Here is a 23,182-nt window from a genome sequence, read left to right as displayed (position 1 = left end):
TTGCTGGGAGCGCGAGGGAAAGACAACTGGTCGCGCATGCGGGCAGGATCCGACTGAACCCTGGCGGTTGGCGGGCACCCAAAGCACTACATGCCTATTGGGAGAGCGCTCATGGAAATCGGAACGATCTGGATCATTCTCGCGGCCATCCTGATCCTCTTGGAGATCTTCGCCATCTGGCACATCATCGGCAGCGACCGGCGTGCCGAGCGCAAGATGCTGTGGATCGTCTTCGTGGTCTACGTACCCTTACCCGGCTTGATCGTCTGGGCCTGGATGGGACCTCGGGCCGTGAAGGGGCGGGCGGTGCTCGAGGAAAAATAGAACGCCCGGGGGAATGCCGGTCAGTTGATTGGGGCCGCTACGCGGCCCATCGCGGGACAAGCCCGCTCCCACAAGGCCCGCAAAATCAAATAGTTATGCGTTGTTCTATGAGAGCTGGCTTGCCAGCGATAGGACCGGGGCAAGCGACTCAAGACAGTTGGCTCCCACAGAGGTCAGCGCTTGCCATCCGTTCTTTGTGCGACTTGATTTTGCAGGCCCTTGTGGGAGCGGGCTTGCCCCGCGATGGACTGCACAGCAGTCCCCATGAAATGCTCCAAGTAGCCTAACTGACCGGCATTAGTCGATCGATAAAGCTGGCAACAGGACATACAGGTTTCGCATCCCGGTGCATCTCTTCTAGAATCCGCACAGTAAACCCGCCGACCGACCGGCCGCGCGGTTCCCGGCGCGACCGTGCGCCACCGCCGAGAACGCCATGAGTGCCAGTACCCCGCTCTCCGGAGTCAACCAACCGCTGCGCGGCATCGCTCTAGTGGTGATGGCGACTTTCCTGTTCGCCAGCCACGACGCCCTATCCAAGTTTCTCGGCGGCCTGTACCCGATCATCATGGTGGTCTGGGCACGCTACCTGGTGCATACCCTGCTGATGGCCGGGATCTTCCTGCCTAAGGCCGGCATGGCCGTACTACGCACTCGCCGCCCGGTCTTGCAGACGCTACGCGCCTTGAGCCTGTTGAGCACCAGCCTGCTGTTCACCACGGGCCTGCAATACCTGCCGCTGGCCGAGGCGACATCGGTCAACTTCCTTGCTCCGGTGCTGGTGACCGCGCTTTCGGTGCCGTTGCTCAAGGAACGGGTCAGCGTCGGCCAGTGGGTTGCGGTGGTGATGGGCTTTATCGGCGTCTTGGTAGTGGTGCATCCCGGGGGCTCGTTGTTTACCCCGGCAATCCTGTTTCCCTTCGGTTCGGCCCTGGGCTTTTGCTTCTATCAATTGCTGACCCGCAAGCTTTCGGTGTACGACAGCCCCACCACCAGCAATTTCTTCGCCGGGCTGTGCAATACCGTGATCTTGAGCGTGCTGGTGCCTTTTTTCTGGCAAACGCCGCAGTGGGACCACGTCCTGTTGATGCTCGCCCTCGGTGGCTGCGGCATGACCGCGCACCTGCTGCTGACCCAGGCCTTTCGCTTGGCCGCCCCGGCCTTACTGGCACCCTTCAGCTATTGCCAGATCGTCTTCGCCGGTTTGCTGGGCCTGCTGATCTTCGGCCAGGTGCCGGACATCACCAGCCTGGTGGGCATTGCCATCATCTGCCTGAGTGGGTTGGGTGCGGCCTGGATGCAGCGCGGCAAATGACCAGACAGCCGCGTACAGGCGACAGTCGCTGTCTATCAAGCCTAGATATTTACCCTATTAGAAACCTGGCTGCGCTCGGCTAGGCTTCACTCTGCCCCAAGAAAACGGCATGCAGGCATGGGCAGGGACACCCCTGATGCCTGTCCCATTTCCGTGCGAAAGGTACATGCAGATGTCGAACGAATCGAAATGCCCGTTTCATCAGACCGCCGGTGGCGGCACGAGCAACCGTGACTGGTGGCCTGACCAGTTGAACCTGCGGATCCTCCATCAACATTCGTCCAAGTCCGACCCGATGGACCCGGACTTCGACTACGCCAAGGCGTTCAAGAGCCTTGATTTCCAGGCCCTCAAGCAAGACCTGCGAGCCTTGATGACCGACTCCCAGGACTGGTGGCCCGCGGACTTCGGCCACTATGGCCCGCTGTTCATCCGCATGGCCTGGCACAGTGCTGGCACCTACCGTATCGGCGACGGCCGGGGTGGCGCAGGCTCCGGCCAGCAGCGTTTCGCCCCGCTCAACAGCTGGCCGGACAACGTCAGCCTGGACAAGGCCCGGCGTTTGCTGTGGCCGATCAAACAGAAGTACGGACGCAACATTTCCTGGGCCGACCTGATCGTGTTGACGGGCAACGTGGCCCTGGAATCCATGGGTTTCAAGACCTTCGGCTTCTCCGGTGGGCGCGCCGATGTATGGGAGCCGGATGAAGATGTGTACTGGGGCTCGGAAAAGGTCTGGCTGGGCGGTGACACCCGTTACGGCAAGGCGCAACCCCCCGGCAAGGGCGACCTGGTGGCCGAACCGCAGAAGCACGAAGAAGAACAAGGGCGCGCCCTGGGCGGCGAGCGAAACCTGGAGAACCCCTTGGCCGCCGTGCAGATGGGGCTGATCTACGTCAACCCGGAAGGCCCCGAGGGTAACCCCGACCCGGTGGCTTCCGGCAAGGACATCCGTGAGACCTTCGGCCGCATGGCCATGAATGACGAGGAAACCGTGGCCCTGATCGCCGGCGGTCATGCATTCGGCAAGACCCACGGTGCAGGCCCTGCCGACAACGTCGGACCCGAGCCAGAAGCCGCAGGCCTCGAGCTGCAAGGTCTGGGCTGGCAGAACAAGTTCGGTACCGGCAAGGGCGGCGACACCATCACCAGTGGCCTGGAAGTGACCTGGACGTCTACCCCGACCAAGTGGAGCAACGAGTACCTGGAGAACTTGTTCAACTTCGACTGGGAACTGACCAAGAGCCCGGCCGGTGCCCACCAGTGGCGGCCGAAGAACGGCGCCGGGGCAGGACAGATCCCCGATGCCCACGATCCTTCCAAGCGTCACGCGCCGGCCCTGCTCACCTCCGACCTGGCCCTGCGTTTCGACCCTATCTACGAGCCGATCGCCCGGCGTTTCAAGGACAACCCCGACCAGTTGGCTGATGCCTTCGCCCGTGCCTGGTACAAACTGATCCACAGGGACATGGGCCCGCTGTCACGCTACCTGGGCCCGGAAATGCCGCAGGAGGTGCTGCTCTGGCAGGACCCGATCCCGCCGGTGGACCACCCGCTGATCAACGATCAAGACATCGCCGCCCTCAAAGCCAAGGTGTTGGCCTCGGGCCTGAGCGTCGGCGAACTGGTCTCCACCGCTTGGGCCTCGGCCTCGACCTTCCGGGGTTCGGACAAGCGCGGTGGTGCCAACGGCGGCCGCCTGCGCCTGGCGCCGCAGAAGTTCTGGGCAGCCAACCAGCCTGAACAATTGGACAAAATGCTCAAGGCGCTGGAGAAGATCCAGAGTGAGTTCAACGCCTCGGGCAAGAAGGTTTCCCTGGCCGATTTGATCGTGCTGGCGGGCTGCGCCGCGGTGGAAAAAGCTGCCAAGGACGGTGGGCACACAGTCAATGTGCCGTTCAGACCTGGACGCATGGACGCCTCCCAGGAGCAGACCGATGTCGAGTCGTTCGGTGTGCTCGAGCCCTTGGCCGACGGTTTCCGCAACTTCACCAAAGCCCGCTACAGCGTCAAGGCCGAGAAACTGTTGCTGGACAAAGCCCAGTTGCTGACCCTCACCGCACCTCAGATGACCGTGCTGATCGGCGGCCTGCGGGTACTGGGCGCCAATGTCGGTGGCAGCCGACACGGGGTCTTTACCGACAAGCCCGGTGTGCTGTCCAACGACTTCTTCCGCAACCTGCTGGACATGAGCGTGGAGTGGAAGCCGACCTCGGCGGACAACGAAACCTTCGAAGGTCGCGACCGCAAGACTGGCCAGGTGAAGTGGACCGGTACCCGCGTCGACCTGGTGTTTGGCTCCCACGCCCAGTTGCGGGCCTTGTCGGAGGTCTATGGCAGCAGTGATGGCCAGGACAAGTTCGTCAAGGACTTCGTCGCTGCCTGGGTCAAAGTGATGGAGCTCGATAGGTTCGACTTGAAGTAACCGTGGCTTGAGGGGCCTGTACGCCCCTTTCGCGATACCAGGCCGCCCCACAGGTACTGCGCACGCCATTGCGCTGTGCCTGTGGGGCGGCTTTGTGCCAGGTGATCCGCAAAAAAGGCCGCCAAGGGACGGTGGCCGTTTCGCCAATTTCAGGTCGGATAGATACAAAAGCGCCCTTGGTCGTTCTGCTGCAATGCATCCCAGGCAACCGGCCTGAACAGCATGCCCATAACGACAAGGAAACCCACCATGCAAATGCCCAAGACCCTGAAAATCCGCAACGGCGAGAAAGTCAAACCCACGTTCTCCGCTCAGGAGTACGCTGCCCGCCAGGCCCGCCTGCGCGCTTACATGGCCGAGCATGACATCGAGGCGGCGATTTTCACCTCGTACCACAACGTCAACTACTACAGCGACTTCCTCTACTGCTCGTTCGGGCGCCCCTATGCGCTGGTGGTCACCCAGGACAAGGTGGTCTCGATCAGCGCCAACATCGATGGCGGCCAACCCTGGCGGCGGACGGTCGGCACCGACAACATCGTCTACACCGACTGGCAGCGCGACAACTTCTTCGTCGCCATCCAGCAGGCCCTGCCGCTGGCCTCGCGCATCGGCGTGGAGCATGACCATCTCAATCTACAGAATCATGCCAAGCTCGCTGCCTGTTATCCCAAGGCCGAGTTGGTCGACATCGGCGCGCCTTGCATGCGCATGCGCATGATCAAGTCCGCCGAAGAGCAGGCATTGATCCGTCAGGGTGCGCGTGTCGCCGACATCGGTGGCGCGGCAGTGGTCGAGGCCCTGCGCGATCAGGTGCCTGAGTACGAGGTGGCATTGCATGCCACCCAGGCAATGGTGCGTGAGATCGCCCGCAGCTTCCCTGACGCCGAGCTGATGGATACCTGGACCTGGTTCCAGTCCGGGCTCAATACCGATGGCGCACATAACCCGGTCACCAGCCGCAAGGTGAGCAAGGGCGAGATCCTCAGCCTCAACTGCTTCCCGATGATCGCCGGTTACTACACCGCGCTGGAGCGCACCTTGTTCCTCGACCACTGCCCGGACGAGTACCTGCGCCTGTGGCAAGCCAACGTCGAGGTGCACGAAGCGGGCTTGAAGCTGGTACGTCCCGGCATCCGCTGCTGCGACATCGCCCGCGAGCTGAACGAGATCTTCCTTCGCCATGACCTGCTGCAGTACCGCACCTTCGGTTACGGCCACTCCTTCGGCACCCTGAGCCATTACTACGGCCGCGAAGCGGGGCTGGAGCTGCGCGAGGACATCGACACCGTGCTCGAGCCAGGCATGGTGGTGTCGATCGAGCCGATGATCATGCTGCCCGAAGGGCATCCCGGCGCGGGCGGCTACCGTGAGCACGACATCCTGATCGTCAACGAGCACGGTGCCGAGAACATCACCCATTTCCCCTACGGGCCGGAGCACAACATCATCCGCAAGTGACCCTCGGGCACGGTCGCGGGCCTGCCCCGCGACCTTCCCGCCAGTGACCGCTCGACCCTGCCGCCAATTACAAGAACAGAGGGTATCCGTCATGTCCCAGCGTCATTCCGTTGTGCCGAAATCTCGTTTGCTGCCCGCCCAGGGAGGTGCGCGATGATCACCATGAGCGCCCGTCACCTTGACCTCCCGGCACAGGACGCCGAACGCCAGGCGCTGCGCAAGGCTGCGCGAGCCAGTTTCATGGGCAACTTCGTCGAATGGTTCGACTATGCCGCCTATGGCTACCTGGCCACCATCATCGCTGCCACGTTCTTCCCCGATGCCGACAAGACCACCGGCTTGCTGGCCACCTTTGCGGTGTTTGCCTTGTCCTTCATCGTCCGACCGCTGGGTGGGGTGGTCTGGGGGCATTTCGGCGACCGCTACGGGCGACGCAACGCGCTGTCGTGGTCGATCCTGATCATGTCGGTGTCGACGTTTTGCATCGGCATACTGCCCAGCCATGCGCAGATCGGCCTGTGGGCGCCGTGCCTCTTGCTTCTGATTCGCCTCGTACAGGGTTTTTCCGCGTCGGGCGAGTATGCCGGGGCTTCGGCGTTTCTGGCCGAATACGCGCCAGCAGGCCGTCGCGGGCTGTACACCAGCATCGTGCCGGCCAGTACCGCCGCTGGGTTGCTGTTCGGCGCCGCGTTCGTTGCCAGCCTGCATGCGCTGCTCAGCACCGAGGCCTTGCACAGCTGGGGGTGGCGCCTGCCGTTTTTGCTGGCTGCACCGTTCGGCCTGGTGGGGCGCTATATCCGCATGAGCCTGCAGGACACGCCCAAGTTCCTGGAGATGGAGCAGCGCCTGGAAAGCAAGGGCTGCGCGGGCGCCACACCGATCCGCGAACTGCTGACCCTGCACCGGCGCAGCGTGTTGATCGGCATTGGCGTGACCTGCCTGAATGCGGTCGCCTTCTACCTGCTGCTCAGCTACATGCCGACTTACCTGTCCAACGAAATGGGCATGAGCGAGGGTGACTCGTTCATTGCCTCGACGGTGTCGCTGGCAACCTACATCGGGTTGATCTTCCTGATGGGGCGCTTGTCGGACCGCTTTGGTCGCAAGCCCATGCTGGTGGTCGCCTCGCTGCTGTTTCTGGGGCTGACGGTGCCGCTGTTCAGTTTGCTCGACCATCAGCCGCTGTTGGTGATCCTGGCGATCCAGATCCTGTTCGGTGCGATGCTGGCGATGAACGACGGCACCTTGCCCTGCTTGCTGGCGGAGATTTTTCCCACACGTGTGCGTTTCAGCGGGTTTGCCTTGAGCTTCAACATCGCCAACGCGCTGTTCGGTGGCACCGCGCCGTTCATTGCCACCTGGCTGATCCAGGTCACTGGCAACAAGCTGGCCCCGGCGGGCTACCTGCTGGTCGCTGCGGTGGTGGCACTAGTGGCCATGCTGGCCTGCCGGGAAACGGCGCATCGGGCGCTGCAGGACTGACCGCGCAGAGCGCCCACCGCTCCCAACCGGTAGGATGGCGTGTTTGCGAGCAATCCAGAACCTGTGGGAGCGGGTTCACCTGCGAACATCGGCGGAGCCGGTGCCAGGTGCCGCCGGGAAACCTTGTTCGATGTGAGCCCTACCTTCGTTAGCAACCCGTCAGTGCAACGACGCCTGTCGCCGCTCTCCGAGCGGTGACAGGCCAAAGAACCGGCTGTAGCTCTTGGAAAAATGCGCAGGCGAGGTAAAGCCACAGGCCAGGGCGATTTCCCGCACCTGGGCGTCGCTGCGCAGCAGCATCTCCCGCGCCCGTGACAGACGTAGCTCCAGGTAGTACTGGCTGGGGGTGCGCTGCAGGTACTTGTGAAACAGCCGCTCCAGTTGGCGCACCGTCACCTCGTTGAGGGTTGCCAGCTCTTCCAGCCCCAGGGGTTCTTCCAGGTTGGCTTCCATGATCGCCACCACCTGGCTCAGCTTGGGTTGGGCATTGCCGAGCCGGGTGCGCAGTGGCACCCGCTGGCGGTCACGCTCGCCACGCACCCGGTCGCACAGCAACAGCTCGGCCGCCTTGGCGGCGATGGCTTGGCCATCGGGCAGGCGGGCGACCAATTGCAACATCATGTCCATGGCGGCCACGCCGCCGGAGCAGGTGTAGCGGTCGCGGTCCAGCTCGTACAGTTGATTGGAGATGACGATGCCGGGGAAACGCTCCTTGAGCGCTTCGATGTCTTCCCAGTGGATGGTGCAGCGATAGCCTTTGAGCAACTGCGCCCGCGCCAGCAGGTAGCTGCCCGTGCATATGCCACCCAGGGGCACCCGCTGGCGGGCAAGTTGTCGCAACCAGTCGATCAGCAGGCGGCTGTCACGGTCGTTGGCAATGGGGTTGGCACCTACCACGAACAGGGCATCCAGTGCGGGTGCGTCAGCGATGCCATGGTCAGGCAGCACGCGCATGCCGTTGCTGGCGGTCACAGGTTCCGGCGTGGCGGCGACGACTACGGTGCGAAACAACGGGCGGCAGGCGGCCAGGTTGGCCATGCGCAGGGTCTCGACCGCCGAGGCCAGGCCGATGGTGGTGAAGTTGGGTTGTACCAGAAAGCCGAATGTCCTGGGTGGGGGGAGCGGGGAGGCAGGCTGCGCAGAGCAGGGTTGGACCATGTGCGATTTACCTGTGCAAGCTGAGGCGTCGTTGTTTCCGGGCTATAAGAAAAAACCAGCCTTGAGGAACTCTTGTTGTTTATGCCGTGGCCGGCCCGATAGTACACCCGGATGACAGGGGCCGGAATGCCCACGACCCGGAGCCCCTTTTGCACAGGAGACGACCGCTTGAACCGTAAATCCGTGCCGGTACCCCAGGAGGGCTTCGCCCTGGCCCCCGGTGCCATCGAGGTGTTGCCCGATGCGGCGAGCTACCGCACTCGCTTGCTTGAGCTGATTGCCAGCGCCACCCAACGTATTGTCATCGTCGCCCTGTACTTGCAAGAGGACGAGGCCGGCCAAGAAGTGCTCGACGCCTTGTACCAGGCCAAGGCGGCGCGACCAGCGCTGGAGGTTCTCGTCGTCGTCGACTGGTTCCGGGCCCGGCGCGGCTTGCTGGGGGCGGGCCGGCAACCGGGCAACGCGGCGTGGTACCAGGCCCAGCGTCAATGCCGAGGCCTTGATGTGGTCATCCATGGTGTGCCGGTACAGACCCGCGAGCTGTTCGGCGTGCTGCACCTCAAAGGCAGCATCATCGATGACCAAGTGCTGTACACCGGGGCGAGCCTGAACAACGTCTACCTACACCGCTTCGACCGCTACCGGCTGGATCGATACCACCTGTTCCACAATGCCGGCTTGGCTGACGCCATGGCCGGCCTGGTGCGGCAGATACTGGCAAGTACCGCGACACCGCGCCTGGACTTGCCTGCACCGCCGACGACCAAACGCCTGCGTGGTGCGATTCGCCGGCTGCGTGCGCGTTTGAGGCACATGGCCTACGACCTGCCCGTGGCTCCGGCCCGGGAAGGGCTGCGGGTGATTCCTCTGTTGGGCATCGGTCGAGGCAATCCGCTCAACCGCAGCGTGGGCGCGCTGCTTGCGGCTGCGCGTTCGCAGATCGTGCTCAGCACACCGTACTTCAACCCGCCCCGTGTACTGATCGCCGAGATCGACCGGGCGCTGGCCCGTGGGGTGACGGTGGAGATGATTATCGGTCACCGAGCCGCCAACGATTTCTACGTCGCCCCCGGGCAACCCTTCACCGCCAGCGCCGCCTTGCCCTATCTGTACGAGGACAACCTGCGCGCCTTCGCCCATCGGCGCCAGGCCGTCATTGCCAGCGGCCAGCTGCAGGTGCGGATCTGGAACGATCCGGGGCACACCTTCCATGCCAAGGGCGTGTGGATCGACGAACGCTACAGCTTGCTCACCGGCAACAACCTCAATCCCCGTGGGTTCAATCTGGACCTTGAGAACGGCCTGTTGATCGATGACCCCCAGGGACAGTGGCTCGCCCCCCGTGAGGCCGAACTCGAAAGGATCCGTCGGCACGCCCCCCGGCTGTCGTCGGCCGAGGAGCTGGGCGAGGCTGGCGAACACCCGCGCGAAGTGCTCAAGCTGCTGCGGCGGCTGCGCTACAGCCGCCTCGAGCCATTGATCAGGCGGATGCTCTGACGCTCAATGGCTGGAACCGGCCGCGCAGCCAGTGATCCAGGCTCAGGCGGCCGGCCCCTTTGAGCAACAGTGGCAGCAAGGCCACCAGATAGATGACCGGCAGCTTGAAGTTGCCATAGCCCTGGTTGGTAATCGCATAGCCCTGGGCAAGCTCGGCCAGGCTCGACCACTGTGCCGGCCAGTGCACCGCGGCAATGGCCACCACCGTCACCACCATCAGCACGGCCGAGGCCAGGCGCGTGCCCAGGCCGAGCAGCAGCAACAGCGGGCAGATCAATTCAGCCCACAGCGAGAGCTGCCAGTTCACATTGGCTGGCAATAGGTTGAAGGGGAAGGGAAAACTCGCTTGCAGATCAGTGAACCAGTTGGCGCCGTTGAATTTCTCGATACCCGATTCGAAGAACTCCCAGGCCAGGAACAGGCGCAGGGGCAGGTCGGCGCTCCAGGTGCCGAGGCGATCCAGGGCGTTAAAGGCGCGGGGCAATGCGTTCATGGTCAGGCTCTCTTGTCAGCAGGTTGGAGAACTCGAGCCCTGGGGGCTCGAGGTGTGACAAGGAGTGTGTGCGGCGAGGGTATCTGCAGTGTGTCCAGGGCAGTGGCGTTATGTATCGGCGTGTAGTCGAAGCCGGGGCCGGGACGCGGCCCCCACGTCATTTGAGCTCGATCTGCGCGCACAGCCCGCCGCCGGCGCGGTTGGTCAAGGTCAGTTGCCCTCCCATGGCCTGGGTCAGTTGCTGAGCGATCGCCAGCCCCAGGCCGGTACCTCCGGTGCTGCGGTTGCGGGAACCTTCCACCCTGTAGAACGGTTTGAGCACTTCGGCCAGCTCATCGGCGGGAATGCCAGGCCCTTCGTCGAGCACACGGATCAAGGTGCCGTTCCCGGTGTGTTCCACCTCAAGCTGCGCGGCACCTGCGAACTTCAGCGCGTTGTCCACCAGGTTCACCAGCACCCGGCGCAGGGCGTGGGGGCGGGTGTGGAGGGTGACATCGGTGGCACCCAGGCGCTCGACCTTGGCGCCGCTGTCCTGGTAATCGAAGACCAGGCTGTCGAGGAAGGCATCGAGCTTGATGCGGCAGGGCGCCTCGGTGCTGCTGTCCATGCTGCGCGCGTACGCCACGCCTTCGCGCACCAAGTGTTCCATGGCGCTCAGGTCGCTCCAGAGTTTGTCCTTCTCCAGGCCGTCGTCCATCACCTCCACCCGCAATTTCATGCGCGTGATGGGGGTTTGCAGGTCATGGGAGATGGCCGCCAGCAGTTGCATGCGCTCTTTGAGGTAGGCCGCGATGCGCGCCTGCAGGGCGTTGAAGGCGACTGCCGCGTAGCGCACCTCTCGGGGGCCGCTTTCGTCCAGTTGCGGGCCTGGCTTGTCCGGGTCCAGGTCGTCCACTGCCTGGGCCAGGCGGGTCAGGGGGCGGATGGCCAGGCGCACCGCGAGCCAGGTGCAGACCAACAACACCGCCAGCTGGATCAACAGCACCACGGGTAGCCACTTGGCCACCGGCACGCCGGAAGGCGTGACGTCGAGGGTCAGGGGGGCGCCGTCGGCCAGGCGCAGGTGTACCTGGAAATGCGGAGTAGGGCCTGGGATCTCGAGGAAAGTCAGGCGGTAGTCCCGGCCGATCGCCTTGACGATGGACTCGGCGGCCATGGGCGGGTCTTCGCTGGGCATGGCCTGGCCGCCGAGACCCTGACCCAACTGGTAGCGGTAGCTGTGGCGCTGCAGACGGGGCAGCCAGGCGGCACGCTCCTCGGCCGGCAGGCGATCGAGGATGGCCACCGACGTGGCGACGTCCTGCTCCAGGTTGCTCAGCATCATCGAGCGGCTGCTGACATAGCGCTCGTAGAACTGCAGGCTGAACGACAGGCCATAGGCCAGCACCAAGCCGGTGAGGAAGATGAGGGCCAGGCGCGACGCCAGGGTACGCGGCCACCTCATGCGGGTGACTCGAGCAATTGCACGGGCAGGGAGAACACATAGCCTTCGCTGCGCACGGTCTTGATGCAGTTGGGCTCACGGGCGTCGTCGCCCAGGCGCTGGCGCAGGCGGCTGACCAGCAGGTCGATGGAGCGGTCGAAGATGTCCGCTTCACGGCCCTGGGTGAGGTTGAGCAATTGCTCGCGGCTGAGCACCCGCTGCGGGTGGTCGAGGAACACCCGCAGCAGGCGGTATTCGGCGCCGCTCAGGGCCACCAGCGTGCCGTCGCTGTCGAGCAGGTGGCGGGCTGTGGTGTCCAGCCGCCATTGGCCGAAGCCGATCAGCCGGCTGCTTTCGCTGATAGTCAGGTTCGGCGGCAGCATGCGGGTACGGCGCAGCACGGCGTTGATCCGGGCCAGCAGCTCACGGGCCGAGAAGGGTTTGGTCAGATAGTCGTCGGCGCCCATCTCGAGGCCGATGATGCGATCGGTCTCGTCGTTGCGGGCGGTCAACATCAGCACCGGGGTGTTGCGGTGCTTGCCGGCGCGCAGTTCGCGGCAAAGCAGCAGGCCGTCGTCGCCCGGCATCATGATGTCGAGCACCACCAGGTCGACGGTATTGTTCTCCAGGAAGGCACGCATCTGCCGGCCATCGGCAACGATGCTGGTACGCAGGCCGTTCTTCTTCAGGTAGTTGCCGACCAGTTCGCGAATCTCGCGGTCGTCGTCGACGATCAGGATGTGATCGACGTGTTCCATCGCAGGGTTCCTGTACGAATAAAGATGCAGGCAAGTGTACCGAGCGTCGCAGTGCTTGCCTGCTGGGGTTTGTATTGCAGTGTATCTGCCTATGACAGGGATACAGGAAAATGCACACCTGGCCCCGTGCAGACACATCCGCGATACCCAGCAGGCCTGTAATGGCTCTCGACCGGGGAACCAACTCCCCATTTGCACAGGAGAGATGCCATGACCTTCAAGACTTTTGCCAATGCAGCCCTGTTCGCGTTGTTCGGCATTGCCGCCATTTCCGCCCAGGCCAGCAGCGAACCGATGAGCGACAGCGTGATGCAGTATCGCTATGGCGACCGGCTGGACGTGCAGAAAGTGCTGTCGATCAAGGATGACCAGAGCAATGCCTGCGGCGTGGTGAATACCCGCATGGACTACCTCGATTCCAATGGCCGTAGACAAAGCCTGGAGTATCGTACTTACGCCACCGGAGGCTGCCATGACAACTGACCGACGCCGGCGGCTGAAGGTTGCTGGGTGGGTGTTGGGCCTGCTGGGGCTTGGCCTGGCGGGCTACCTGGCAGCCCAGGGCAGGGAGAAACCCATGCCCTCGCTGGCCGGTGCCAGCCAATGGCTCAATTCGCCGCCGTTGGACCATGCCGCCCTCAAGGGCAAGGTGGTGCTGGTGGATTTCTGGACCTGGGATTGCGTGAACTGCCAGCGCAGCCTGCCTCACGTCAATGACTGGGCCCGGCGCTACGCCGACCAGGGGCTAGTGGTGGTGGGGGTGCATACGCCTGAGTACGACTATGAGCATGACCTCGGCACCCTGCGCGAGAAGGTGGCCAGGCTCGGCATCGGTTACCCCATTGCCGTGGACAACGACTACCAGGTCTGGAACGCCTGGGGCAACCAGTTCTGGCCTGCGCACTACTTCGTCGATCGCCAGGGGCAGGTGCGCCATGTGCATTTCGGTGAGGGTGACTATGCCGGACAGGAAAAGGTGATCCAGGCACTGCTGGCGGAGTGACCCGGCCGGGTAGGCGGTGCCTTTCGGTCGCAATCGCGGAACAACACATAACCGTTTGATTTTGCCGGCCCTTTGTGGGAACGGGCTTGTCCCGCGATTGGGCCGGAGCAGCCAACCGATCAGCCTGGCGCTTGCTTTCAAAATTGTAATGTTCATGCCACCGCGATGATAAGCGGCCCGCCCTAGAGTCCCTCGCCAAGCTTTCCGACGCTTGTCGACGAGGACCTCACCGTGCCGTGCAACCGTGCCACACCCCGCAATGCTGCCTTGTTTGGCCTGCTACTGGCTGTGTTTGTCATGCCGCAGCTGCAGGCGGCACAAGGCTTGAGCCTGCCCCAGGCGCTCGACGCCGCCTTTGCCCAGAACCCTGAACTGGCCGCGGCAGGCCGTGAAATCGGCATCGCCGAGGGCGAGCGGCGCCAGGCCGGTCTGGTACCCAACCCTGAGCTGTCCTGGGAGGTCGAGGACACTCGCCGCGACACCAGCACCACCACCGTGACGCTCAGCCAGGCCTTGGAGCTCGGTGGCAAGCGTGGTGCGCGGATCGAAGTGGCCACTGCCGGCCAGGCGGTGGCTCGACTCGAGTTGGAGCGCCAGCGCAATGGCCTGCGCGCTGACGTGGTGCAGGCCTTCCATGCCGCCCTGCGGGCCCAGACCGCACTGGAGCTGGCCCAACAGTCCCAGGCTTTGACCGAGCGCGGCCTGCGAGTGGTAGAGGGGCGGGTTCAGGCCGGCCAGTCTTCGCCGGTCGAGGCGACCCGGGCCCAGGTGCAACTGGCCCAGTCCCAGGCTCAGGTGCGTCGTGCCGAGTCCCAGCGCACGGTCGCCTACCAGGCCTTGGCGCGCCTGACCGGCAGCCCGTTGGCCACCTTCGACCGCCTCGATGCCAGCCACCTGTCGCCAGGGCCCGCGCCCCGCGCCGAGGCCTTGCTCGACAGGGTCGCGCAAACCGCCGAATGGCGCTTGGCCGAGGCGCAGACCCAGCGGGGCGAGGCAGCCTTGGGCTCGGAGAAGGCCCAGCGTATTCCCGACCTCACCGTGAGCCTGGGCAGCCAGTACAGCCGTGAAGACCGCGAACGGGTGAATGTGATCGGGGTGTCGATGCCGCTGCCCTTGTTCGATCGCAACCAGGGCAACGTGCTGGCTGCTGCCCGTCGCGCCGACCAGGCCCGTGACCTGCGCAACGCCGTCGCACTCCGCCTGCGCAGCGACACCCGTAGCGCCGTCAGCCAGTGGACCACCGCCATGGAGGAGGTGCAGGCGTACGACCGCACCATCCTGCCGTCGGCCCAGCAGGCGGTGGACACCGCCACGCGAGGGTTCGAAATGGGCAAGTTCGCCTTCCTCGACGTGCTCGATGCCCAGCGCACGCTGATCGAGGCGCGCGGGCTGTACCTGGATGCCCTGGCTTTGGCCACCGATGCCAGGGCGCAGGTGGAGCGCATCTATGGCGACCTGGGTGAGGGGTTCTGATTGGGGGGGCTGCGTTGCAGCCCTTTCGCGGCGCGAGGCCGCTCCTACACGATCGAGCGGCCGCGTGCCGCGAAAGGGCCGCACGGCGGCCCCAGATACCAGAATTTTTTCAGGAGTAACGATGAACAACACCCGCAGAATAGCCCTCCTGGCCGCCGCCATCGCCGTGTTCGGCCTGGGCGGCCTGGCCTGGACCAACACCGCCGGCAAGGCCCGGGATGACCATGGCGAACAAACCCACGCCCACGATGGCAAGCAGGATGATGGCCACGGCCATGACGAGGAGGGCGGCGAGGCACACGCCGAGCAGGAGGGTAGCCTGCACCTCAGTGCCGCTCAGATTGAAGCCGCTGGCGTGCAGTTGGCCGCTGCCGGGCCAATGACGTTGGGCACCGCCATCAGCTTCCCTGGCGAAATCCGCTTTGACGAAGACCGCACCGCCCATGTGGTGCCAAGGGTTCCGGGCGTGGTGGAAGCGGTGCATGCCGAGCTGGGCCAGGCGGTCAAGCGCGGTCAGGTGCTGGCGGTGATCGCCAGCCAGCAGATCTCCGAGTTGCGCAGCGAACAACAGGCCGCCCAGCGGCGCTTGGAATTGGCGCGCTTGACCTGCAAGCGCGAACAGCAATTGTGGCAGGCGCGCATCAGCGCCGAGCAGGACTACCTGCAAGCCCGCCAGGCGTTGCAGGAGGCCGAGATCGCCTTGGCCAACGCCCGGCAGAAAGTCGCTGCCGTGGCGCCGGCGGGGGCCGGCAATCGCTATGAGCTGCGCGCACCGTTCGATGCGGTGGTGGTGGAAAAGCACCTGACCGTGGGCGAGGTGGTCGATGAAACCAGCAATGCCTTCATCCTCTCGGACCTCAGCCGGGTATGGGCGACCTTCGCCGTCACGCCTCGCGACCTGGGTCGGGTGACCACTGGGCGAAACGTGACGGTCAGTGCACCGGATCTGGGCGCCGAAGTGCAAGGCAAGGTCAACTATGTCGGCAACCTGCTCGGCGAGCAGAACCGCGCCGCCACCGCCCGCGCCACCCTGGCCAACCCCAACGGCGCCTGGCGTCCAGGGTTATTCGTGACGATCGCGGTGAACGTAGAGCGCTTCGACGCAGCCGTGGTGGTGCCGGAAGCGGCCTTGCAGACCTGGGATGCGCAGACCGTGGTCTTCGCCCGCACCGAGGAGGGTTTCGAGGCCCGCCCGGTCAAGACCGGCCGGCGCGACGCCGGCCAGGTGGAAATCATCGACGGCCTTGCCGCCGGCACCCAGGTGGCGGCCGCCGGCAGCTTCGTCCTCAAGTCCGAGCTCGGCAAGGGCTCGGCCGAGCATAGCCACTGACCCGGGGACGTATCCATGTTCGAACGCCTGATCCAATTCGCCATCGAGCAGCGCCTGGTGGTCATGCTCGCAGTGGTGCTGATGGCCGCCGTGGGCATCAACAGCTACCAGAAACTGCCCATCGACGCGGTTCCGGACATCACCAACGTCCAGGTGCAGATCAACACCGCCGCACCCGGCTATTCGCCGCTGGAAACCGAGCAGCGCATCACCTTCGCCATCGAGACGGCCATGGCCGGCCTGCCCGGGCTGAAGCAGACCCGCTCGCTGTCGCGCTCGGGCTTGTCCCAGGTGACGGTGATCTTCGATGACGGCACCGATATCTTCTTCGCCCGGCAACTGGTGAACGAGCGTCTGCAAGTGGCCCGCGAGCAGTTGCCGGAAGGCATCGAGGCGGCCATGGGGCCGATTTCCACGGGCCTGGGCGAAATCTTCCTGTGGACGGTGGAGGCCGAGCCGGGTGCGCTGAAGGACGATGGTACGCCCTACACCGCCACCGACCTGCGGGTGATCCAAGACTGGATCATCAAGCCGCAACTGCGCAACGTGCCCGGCGTGGCCGAGGTCAACACCATCGGTGGGCATGCCAAGCAGTACCTGATTGCCCCGGACCCCAAGCGCCTGGCGGCCTACAAGCTCACGCTCAATGACCTGATCGGGGCCCTGGAACGCAACAACGCCAACGTAGGTGCCGGCTACATCGAGCGCAACGGCGAGCAGCTGCTGATCCGTGCTCCGGGCCAGGTGGCGTCGGCCGAGGACATCGCCAAGATCGTCATCTCCAGTGCCGATGGTGCGCCGATCCGGGTCAGCCATGTCGCCCAGGTCGGGCTGGGCGAGGAACTGCGCTCCGGCGCGGCCACCGAGAATGGCCGCGAGGTGGTGTTGGGCACGGTGTTCATGCTCATCGGCGAAAATAGCCGCGCAGTGTCCCAGGCTGTGGCAACCAAGCTGGCCGAGGTCAACCGCGGCCTGCCGAAGGGGGTGGTAGCGGTGACGGTGTACGACCGCACCAACCTGGTGGAAAAAGCCATCGCCACGGTGAAGAAGAACCTGGTGGAAGGCGCGATCCTGGTGATTGCCGTGCTGTTCCTGTTTCTCGGCAATATCCGTGCGGCATTGATCACGGCCATGGTCATCCCGTTGTCGATGCTGTTCACTTTCACCGGTATGTTCAGCAACAAGGTCAGCGCCAACCTGATGAGCCTGGGGGCCCTGGATTTCGGCATCATCGTCGATGGCGCGGTGGTGATCGTCGAGAACGCCATTCGCCGGCTTGCCCATGCGCAGCAGCGCCATGGGCGCATGCTGACCCGCGCCGAGCGCTTCCACGAAGTGTTCGCCGCCGCCCGCGAGGCGCGCAGGCCCTTGATCTACGGCCAATTGATCATCATGGTCGTGTACCTGCCGATCTTTGCCCTGACCGGGGTCGAAGGCAAGATGTTCCACCCCATGGCGTTCACCGTGGTGATCGCCTTGCTGGGCGCGATGATCCTGTCGGTCACCTTCGTCCCGGCGGCCATCGCGCTGTTCGTCACCGGCAAAGTGAAGGAAGAAGAGGGCGTGGTGATGCGTACCGCCCGCCAGCGCTACGCGCCGGTGCTGGGCTGGGTGCTGGGCCATCGCAACCTGGCGTTCGCCGGGGCCGCTACCCTGGTACTGTTGTCTGGCGTGCTGGCCAGCCGCATGGGCAGCGAATTCATTCCCAGCCTCAGCGAAGGCGACTTTGCCCTGCAGGCCTTGCGCGTGCCGGGTACCAGCCTCAGCCAGTCAGTGCAGATGCAGCAGCAGCTGGAAAAGGCCATCATCGCCCAGGTGCCTGAGGTGGAGCGAGTATTCGCTCGCACGGGCACCGCCGAGATCGCCTCCGACCCGATGCCGCCGAACATCTCCGACGCCTACGTCATGCTCAAGCCACGCGAGCAATGGGCCGACCCGGGTAAGCCGCGCGACGCACTGATCGCCCAGGTGCAGCGCGCCGCCGCCGGCGTACCGGGCAGCAACTACGAGCTCTCCCAGCCGATCCAGCTGCGTTTCAACGAGCTGATTTCCGGCGTGCGCAGCGACGTGGCGGTGAAGGTGTTCGGCGACGACATGGCGGTGCTCAACCGCACCGCCGCGCAGATCGCCGCCACCTTGCAACAGGTGCCGGGGGCTTCGGAGGTAAAGGTCGAACAGACCACCGGGCTGCCGGTGCTGACCATCGATATCGACCGCGACAAGGCCGCCCGCCACGGCCTGAACATCGGTGATGTGCAGGACGCCATCGCCATTGCCGTCGGCGGCCGAACGGCCGGTACCCTGTATGAAGGCGACCGACGTTTCGACATGGTGGTGCGCCTGTCCGAGGCCTTGCGTACCGATGTCGACGGGCTGTCCAACCTGCTCATCCCGGTGCCGGCCAGCGCGGCGGCAGGTGCGACGCAGATCGGTTTCATTCCGCTGTCCCAGGTCGCCACGCTCAACCTGCAACTGGGCCCGAACCAGGTCAGCCGCGAGGATGGCAAGCGGGTGGTGGTGGTCAGTGCCAACGTGCGAGGGCGTGACCTGGGCTCGTTCGTCGAAGAGGCCGAGCAGACCTTGATCGACCAGGTGCAAGTGCCGCCGGGTTATTGGACGCGTTGGGGCGGCCAGTTCGAGCAATTGCAGTCGGCCGCCGAGCGCTTGCAGGTGGTGGTACCGGTGGCGCTGCTGCTGGTGATGGCTTTGCTGCTGATGATGTTCAACAACCTCAAGGATGGCCTGCTGGTGTTTACCGGCATCCCCTTCGCCCTGACCGGCGGGGTGCTGGCGCTGTGGTTGCGGGATATCCCGCTGTCGATCTCCGCCGGAGTCGGTTTCATCGCGTTGTCCGGGGTAGCGGTGCTCAATGGTCTGGTGATGATCGCCTTCATCCGCAACCTGCGCGAAGAAGGCCGGTCGCTGCGTGGGGCTATCGAAGAAGGTGCGCTGACGCGCCTGCGGCCGGTGCTGATGACCGCGCTGGTGGCGTCGCTTGGGTTCATTCCGATGGCCCTGGCCACCGGCACCGGTGCCGAGGTGCAGCGGCCACTGGCGACGGTGGTGATTGGCGGGATCCTGTCGTCGACGGCGCTGACGTTGCTGGTACTGCCCGCGTTGTACCAGTGGGCGCATCGGCGTGAGGAGGGGGCGTTAGACTAAACGCCTTGGGGCTGCTACGCAGCCCATCGCCGGCAAGCGCAGCCTCCCTCTGTGGGAGCGGGCTTGTCCCGCGATCAAGGGCGAAGCCCTTGCCAGGCGACGGTGATATCGGGTCCGGCCCAATCGCGGGACAAGCCCGCTCCCACAAAGGACCTGCAAACTCAAATAGTTATGCGTTGTTCTATGAGAGCCGGTTTACCGGCGATTGCGTCTTTGGACCTACATCGCTTCAGCTTGACGCTCACCGATTTCTTCATGCAGCGATATCCGCGACGTCTCCGGCAGTGCCAGGCCACCCACCAGTGCCACTAGGGCAATCGCCACCAGGTAGAACGCCGGCGCCAGGCTGCTGCCGGTCTGGCTGATCAACCAGGTCGCCACCAGCGGTGCGGTGCCACCGAACAGGGTATAGGCCACGTTGTAGGTGATTGCCGAGGCGGTATAGCGGGTGCGGGTCGGGAAGCTTTCCGAGAGCAGGGCTGCAGTGACCACGCCGCTGAGCAAGGCGCCGATCGCCAGCAGAATCACCCCCAGCAAGGCACCCGTCATCGATCCCGAGCTGGCCAGCCAGTAGGCCGGAAACACCGCCACCATCACCCACAGGCAGGTAAAGCCAATGGTCTTGCGCCGCCCGACGCGGTCGGAGAAGGCACCGGCCAGGGGGCACCCGACGGCTGCCACCAGCAGCGCCACGGTGGACACCAGCAGCGACTGGGCACGGGTCAGGTTGCCGACCATCTGCAGGTAGGTGGAGAAGTAGGTGGTGAACATGTAGAACGACAACGCGGTCAGGGAGATGAATGCCCCCAGGTTGCGGATCGCCCGGCCATGATGGCGCAGGGTGTCCTTGAGTGGCGAATGGCTGTGTTCCTTGCCCTCTGCCATGGCCTCGCGGAAGGCCGGGGTTTCTTCCATGCGCCAGCGCAGGTACAGGCCCACCAGCCCTAGCGGCGCCGCGATCAGGAAGGGAATCCGCCAGCCCCAGCTGCTCATCGCTTCGGGGGTCAGGCTGGCCTCCAGGGCATAGGCGATCACCGCCGCGCAGGCGAAGGCCGAGAAGGTCGACACCGGCACGAAGCTGCCGTAGAAGGCGCGTTTGTCCTGGGGTGCGTGCTCCATCAGGTAGGCGCAGGCGCCGGCATATTCGCCACCGGCCGAAAAGCCTTGCAGGCACCGGGCCAGGGTCAGCAGCAACGGGGCTGCCAGGCCGATGCTGGCGTAGGTCGGCAGCAGGCCGATCAGGGTCGTGGAGCCGGCCATCAGCAGGATGGTCAGCGACAGGATGCGCTTGCGTCCCAGGCGATCGCCCAAGGCACCGAACACAATGCCGCCCAGCGGGCGCAGGGCGAACGCCACGGCGAACACGGCGAAGGTCTTGAGCAGAGCGATGCTCGAGTCCTCCCCGGTGAAGAACAGGCTGGCGATCAGCGTAGCGAGGAAACCATAGACGGCGAAGTCGAACCATTCGACGAAGTTGCCAATGGCCGAGGCGGCGATCACCCGGCGCAGGGTGGCGGGGGATACCTCATGGGGTATGGACATGGGGGTGTTCTCCGGTCTTCATGGGCAGCCTGGACGAAAGTGCCGCGGTCGGGCCGCGGCATCGTTGTTATGGAGCCCAGTAGAGCGGCAGGTAGAGCGGTGCGCTTTTTCATGGACGACATCGGGTTACCTGATATGGCCCTATCGTGGGTCAAGCCCGACGATCTAGAACCGCAGGTCCATCGCCACTTCGAACGTGCGCGGCGCGCCCATGTAGTACTGCGTGCCATACGCCTGCTTGGCGTACAGCTCATCGGTCAGGTTGCGCACCCGTGCGGTGATCGCGGTGTGTTCATCCAGGCGATAACGGGCGAAGGCGCCGAACAAGGTATAGGCGGGCGCTTCCAAGGTGTTGGCATTGTCGGCATACACCGAGTCGACATAGCGCACGTCCATTCCCGCCGACCAGGCCGGGGTGAAGGCGTAGGTGAGCCACAGGTTGGCGACATTGGCCGGTACGTTGACCGGGGTATTGCCCTTGCGCGATACCGACTCGCCGCCGACCGCTTCGTTGAATTCATCGTACTTGGCATCGACATAAGCATAGTTGGCCTCGGCCAGCAGCCTCGGTGTGACCTGCAGCCGACCGGACAGTTCGATGCCGCGCGAGGTCTGCTGGCCGGCCTGGACGGTCACGTTGGGGTCGTTGGAATCGCGCACCGCGAAGTCCTTGCGCACGATCTGGTACACCGCGACCGTCGCCGCGCCGCGTCCGTCGAGGAAATCGAACTTGCTGCCCGCTTCCCACTGCTCGCCCTTGGACAAGTCGAACAAGCCCACATTGGAATAGGTGGCCGATGCCAGAGAGCCGGCCGGTAGGTCGGCGGCGGTGCTGTACTGCAGGTACAGGCTGGCCGATGGCGTCAATGCGTAGGTCAGGCCGACACGCCCGCTCAGTGGCTCCCAGCGACGTTCGAAGTAGGCCGGGCTGGTAGCCGAGACAGGGCCATAGTTGTTCACTTGCATGTCCAGGTAGTCGTAGCGCAGGCCGGTCAGCAGAGCCAGGCGTTCGGTGAGCTGCAGTCGGTTTTCGGCGAACAGCGCGCGATTGGTCACTTCGTGATGGCGTTGCTTGGTCAGACCGTTGTTCACGCCTGGGATGTTCTCGAAGCTGCCGGGATCGAAGTGGTCCGGGTCGACCACGTCGCTCCAGCTACCGGAAGTGGGGTAGAGCGTCTGGCGCATGCGCGAGTAGTCAAGGCCCAGCGACCACTGGCTGGCCAGGCCAAACAGCGAGTGGTCGTGGCGCAGTTCGATACGGTCGCCCAGCACCCGCTGTTCGTGGCGCTGCAGGTAGGGGCCGGAGCGCACCACGTTGCCGGCGTCGTTGTAGGCGTAGCGCTCCAGGTTGCGGTAGTCGCGCTGGGCGCTGTAGTGGTACAGGGTGTTCTGCACGCTGGTGCTGTCGCTGAGCTGGTAGTCCAGGATCGAGCGCAGCCAGCGTACGCGCTGCTCGTAGCGGCCATCGGCGACGTTGTAGTTTTCTAAGCGCCGATGCCGGTCGATCTTCATGGTGCTGCGCCCCGGCAGGATCGGCGCGCCCCAGTAGGGGCTGTCTTCTTTGTCCTCCTGGTATTCCAAGGCCAGGGTATGGGTCAGGTTGGGCGACAGGTCGCTGAGCAGCGAGAATGCCAGGCTGTCGGTCCAGCGTTCGTTGCGATCGACATAGCCATTGCCGTGGCCACGGCTGAAGTCCAGGCGGGCGAAATGCCGGGCGTCGGCCGGATTGCTGGCCAAGGCCTGGTTGATGCCGAAGGCGACTTCTGAGGTGTCGTAGCTGCCATAGCGCACCCGCGCATCGACGGTCTGCTCGTCGCGGCTGGCCAGCTTGGTGATGTAGTTGATCGACCCACCCACGGCACCGGCGCCATGCAGGAACGACGAAGGCCCGCCGAGCAGCTCGACCCGATCGATGACCCAGGCGTCCACAGGGCGGGTGGCGCTGCTGTAGCCCAGATTGATGCCGTTGTAGAGCTGGGTGATCTGGTTCTGGGTGAAGCCGCGGTACGACACGTAGCCGCCATAGCCGGGGTTGGCCGAGGCGTTCACACCGGTCATGGCGTTGATCACATCCTGGGTGTCCTGGGCGCCGCGCTCCTCGATCACGCGGCGGTCCGAGACGCTCACCGAGGCCGGGGTTTCTCGGGCACTGAGGCCGAGCCGGGAACCGGTGCGAATCGGCTCGTCCAGCTGAACACCGGTGGGCGCCTGGCGTTCGCCATCGATGGTGGTGGCGCTCAGTTCGATAGGGGCGGAACTCGCCCAGGTGTAGCTGCAGGTGCCCATCAGGAGCACCAGGGAGGTCTTGCGAATCATGTTGTCATGGCTTCCACGCA

Annotated in this window: 17 protein-coding genes; 11 read left to right on the top strand and 6 right to left on the bottom strand. The window is 64.6% G+C overall.

The genetic code is table 11. From position 1 onward, the window contains the following. Positions 1–111: 111 nt before the first annotated feature. From IRZ56_RS00270 to IRZ56_RS00250, 5 genes are all read left to right on the top strand, one after another. Positions 112–324, top strand: a complete 213-nt coding sequence (locus IRZ56_RS00270; protein ID WP_084859055.1) for a PLD nuclease N-terminal domain-containing protein — start codon at positions 112–114, stop codon at positions 322–324. A gap of 436 nt (positions 325–760) precedes the next feature. Continuing rightward, positions 761–1,639 carry a DMT family transporter gene (locus IRZ56_RS00265; RefSeq protein ID WP_196143064.1) on the top strand — a complete coding sequence of 293 codons (879 nt, stop codon included), beginning with the start codon at positions 761–763 and terminating at the stop codon, positions 1,637–1,639. Positions 1,640–1,811: 172 nt separating this feature from the next. Further along, on the top strand, positions 1,812–4,064 hold the full coding sequence (gene katG / locus IRZ56_RS00260; protein ID WP_196143063.1) for a catalase/peroxidase HPI: 2,253 nt from the start codon (positions 1,812–1,814) through the stop codon (positions 4,062–4,064). Between the two features lie 249 nt (positions 4,065–4,313). Continuing rightward, on the top strand, positions 4,314–5,525 hold the full coding sequence (locus IRZ56_RS00255) for a M24 family metallopeptidase (RefSeq protein ID WP_196143062.1): 1,212 nt from the start codon (positions 4,314–4,316) through the stop codon (positions 5,523–5,525). A gap of 153 nt (positions 5,526–5,678) precedes the next feature. After that, complete coding sequence (locus tag IRZ56_RS00250; protein WP_196143061.1) at positions 5,679–7,007, top strand: MFS transporter; 1,329 nt, start codon at positions 5,679–5,681, stop codon at positions 7,005–7,007. A 159-nt stretch (positions 7,008–7,166) separates the two neighbouring features. Here IRZ56_RS00250 and IRZ56_RS00245 read toward each other — a convergent pair whose 3' ends face one another. Continuing rightward, entirely contained in the window at positions 7,167–8,165 is a 999-nt protein-coding gene (locus IRZ56_RS00245) for a GlxA family transcriptional regulator (RefSeq protein ID WP_196143060.1), read from the bottom strand. Positions 8,166–8,333: 168 nt separating this feature from the next. Here IRZ56_RS00245 and pssA point away from each other — a divergent pair, with 168 nt between their 5' ends. Then, positions 8,334–9,662, top strand: a complete 1,329-nt coding sequence (pssA, locus tag IRZ56_RS00240; protein ID WP_230390293.1) for a CDP-diacylglycerol--serine O-phosphatidyltransferase — start codon at positions 8,334–8,336, stop codon at positions 9,660–9,662. Here the strand turns inward: pssA and IRZ56_RS00235 are convergent. The 3 genes from IRZ56_RS00235 to IRZ56_RS00225 all read right to left on the bottom strand — a co-directional run bounded on the left by IRZ56_RS00235 (position 9,646) and on the right by IRZ56_RS00225 (position 12,336). After that, complete coding sequence (locus IRZ56_RS00235; protein WP_196143058.1) at positions 9,646–10,155, bottom strand: DoxX family protein; 510 nt, start codon at positions 10,153–10,155, stop codon at positions 9,646–9,648. The genes pssA and IRZ56_RS00235 overlap by 17 nt on opposite strands. Positions 10,156–10,312: 157 nt before the next feature. Continuing rightward, positions 10,313–11,599 (bottom strand): ATP-binding protein, encoded by a 1,287-nt coding sequence (locus IRZ56_RS00230; RefSeq protein ID WP_196143057.1) that lies wholly within the window; start codon positions 11,597–11,599, stop codon positions 10,313–10,315. Beyond that, on the bottom strand, positions 11,596–12,336 hold the full coding sequence (locus IRZ56_RS00225) for a response regulator (RefSeq protein ID WP_196143056.1): 741 nt from the start codon (positions 12,334–12,336) through the stop codon (positions 11,596–11,598). The genes IRZ56_RS00230 and IRZ56_RS00225 overlap by 4 nt, the downstream gene beginning before the upstream one ends. A 210-nt stretch (positions 12,337–12,546) precedes the next feature. Here IRZ56_RS00225 and IRZ56_RS00220 point away from each other — a divergent pair, with 210 nt between their 5' ends. The 5 genes from IRZ56_RS00220 (at position 12,547) to IRZ56_RS00200 (ending at position 19,304) form a co-directional block, all read left to right on the top strand. Next, the gene (locus IRZ56_RS00220) at positions 12,547–12,819 is read left to right on the top strand and encodes a DUF2790 domain-containing protein (protein WP_196143055.1); all 273 of its coding nucleotides are present in this window, start codon (positions 12,547–12,549) and stop codon (positions 12,817–12,819) included. Then, a complete protein-coding gene (locus IRZ56_RS00215) occupies positions 12,809–13,339 on the top strand; it encodes a thioredoxin family protein (protein WP_196143054.1) in 531 nt (176 codons plus the stop codon). Before IRZ56_RS00220 ends, IRZ56_RS00215 begins: the two co-directional genes overlap by 11 nt. Before the next feature lie 297 nt (positions 13,340–13,636). Then, positions 13,637–14,812, top strand: a complete 1,176-nt coding sequence (locus tag IRZ56_RS00210) for a TolC family protein (RefSeq protein ID WP_196143053.1) — start codon at positions 13,637–13,639, stop codon at positions 14,810–14,812. Between the two features lie 121 nt (positions 14,813–14,933). After that, positions 14,934–16,142: an efflux RND transporter periplasmic adaptor subunit gene (locus IRZ56_RS00205; RefSeq protein WP_196143052.1), complete on the top strand. Its 1,209-nt coding sequence runs from the start codon at positions 14,934–14,936 to the stop codon at positions 16,140–16,142. Between the two features lie 15 nt (positions 16,143–16,157). After that, the gene (locus tag IRZ56_RS00200; protein WP_196143051.1) at positions 16,158–19,304 is read left to right on the top strand and encodes an efflux RND transporter permease subunit; all 3,147 of its coding nucleotides are present in this window, start codon (positions 16,158–16,160) and stop codon (positions 19,302–19,304) included. Positions 19,305–19,523: 219 nt separating this feature from the next. Here IRZ56_RS00200 and IRZ56_RS00195 read toward each other — a convergent pair whose 3' ends face one another. Next, positions 19,524–20,846: an MFS transporter gene (locus IRZ56_RS00195; RefSeq protein WP_196143050.1), complete on the bottom strand. Its 1,323-nt coding sequence runs from the start codon at positions 20,844–20,846 to the stop codon at positions 19,524–19,526. Positions 20,847–21,011: 165 nt separating this feature from the next. Further along, the gene (locus IRZ56_RS00190) at positions 21,012–23,162 is read right to left on the bottom strand and encodes a TonB-dependent receptor (protein WP_196143049.1); all 2,151 of its coding nucleotides are present in this window, start codon (positions 23,160–23,162) and stop codon (positions 21,012–21,014) included. Positions 23,163–23,182 lie beyond the last annotated feature (20 nt).

The organism is Pseudomonas guariconensis (genome assembly GCF_015680235.1).
In the GTDB taxonomy this organism is placed as follows: Bacteria; Pseudomonadota; Gammaproteobacteria; order Pseudomonadales; family Pseudomonadaceae; genus Aquipseudomonas; species Aquipseudomonas guariconensis_A.
This window is presented reverse-complemented; position numbering and strand designations above follow the sequence as displayed.

Excerpts from the sequence above, each read along its gene's own strand:
- IRZ56_RS00270 (WP_084859055.1), top strand. The coding sequence starts at position 112 with ATGGAAATCGGAACGATCTGGATCATTCTCGCGGCCATCCTGATCCTC.
- IRZ56_RS00265 (WP_196143064.1), top strand. The coding sequence starts at position 761 with ATGAGTGCCAGTACCCCGCTCTCCGGAGTCAACCAACCGCTGCGCGGC.
- katG (WP_196143063.1), top strand. The coding sequence starts at position 1,812 with ATGTCGAACGAATCGAAATGCCCGTTTCATCAGACCGCCGGTGGCGGC.
- IRZ56_RS00255 (WP_196143062.1), top strand. The coding sequence starts at position 4,314 with ATGCAAATGCCCAAGACCCTGAAAATCCGCAACGGCGAGAAAGTCAAA.
- IRZ56_RS00250 (WP_196143061.1), top strand. The coding sequence starts at position 5,679 with ATGATCACCATGAGCGCCCGTCACCTTGACCTCCCGGCACAGGACGCC.
- IRZ56_RS00245 (WP_196143060.1), bottom strand. The coding sequence starts at position 8,165 with ATGGTCCAACCCTGCTCTGCGCAGCCTGCCTCCCCGCTCCCCCCACCC.
- IRZ56_RS00235 (WP_196143058.1), bottom strand. The coding sequence starts at position 10,155 with ATGAACGCATTGCCCCGCGCCTTTAACGCCCTGGATCGCCTCGGCACC.
- IRZ56_RS00230 (WP_196143057.1), bottom strand. The coding sequence starts at position 11,599 with ATGAGGTGGCCGCGTACCCTGGCGTCGCGCCTGGCCCTCATCTTCCTC.
- IRZ56_RS00225 (WP_196143056.1), bottom strand. The coding sequence starts at position 12,336 with ATGGAACACGTCGATCACATCCTGATCGTCGACGACGACCGCGAGATT.
- IRZ56_RS00220 (WP_196143055.1), top strand. The coding sequence starts at position 12,547 with ATGACCTTCAAGACTTTTGCCAATGCAGCCCTGTTCGCGTTGTTCGGC.
- IRZ56_RS00215 (WP_196143054.1), top strand. The coding sequence starts at position 12,809 with ATGACAACTGACCGACGCCGGCGGCTGAAGGTTGCTGGGTGGGTGTTG.
- IRZ56_RS00210 (WP_196143053.1), top strand. The coding sequence starts at position 13,637 with ATGCCGCAGCTGCAGGCGGCACAAGGCTTGAGCCTGCCCCAGGCGCTC.
- IRZ56_RS00205 (WP_196143052.1), top strand. The coding sequence starts at position 14,934 with ATGAACAACACCCGCAGAATAGCCCTCCTGGCCGCCGCCATCGCCGTG.
- IRZ56_RS00200 (WP_196143051.1), top strand. The coding sequence starts at position 16,158 with ATGTTCGAACGCCTGATCCAATTCGCCATCGAGCAGCGCCTGGTGGTC.
- IRZ56_RS00195 (WP_196143050.1), bottom strand. The coding sequence starts at position 20,846 with ATGTCCATACCCCATGAGGTATCCCCCGCCACCCTGCGCCGGGTGATC.
- IRZ56_RS00190 (WP_196143049.1), bottom strand. The coding sequence starts at position 23,162 with ATGATTCGCAAGACCTCCCTGGTGCTCCTGATGGGCACCTGCAGCTAC.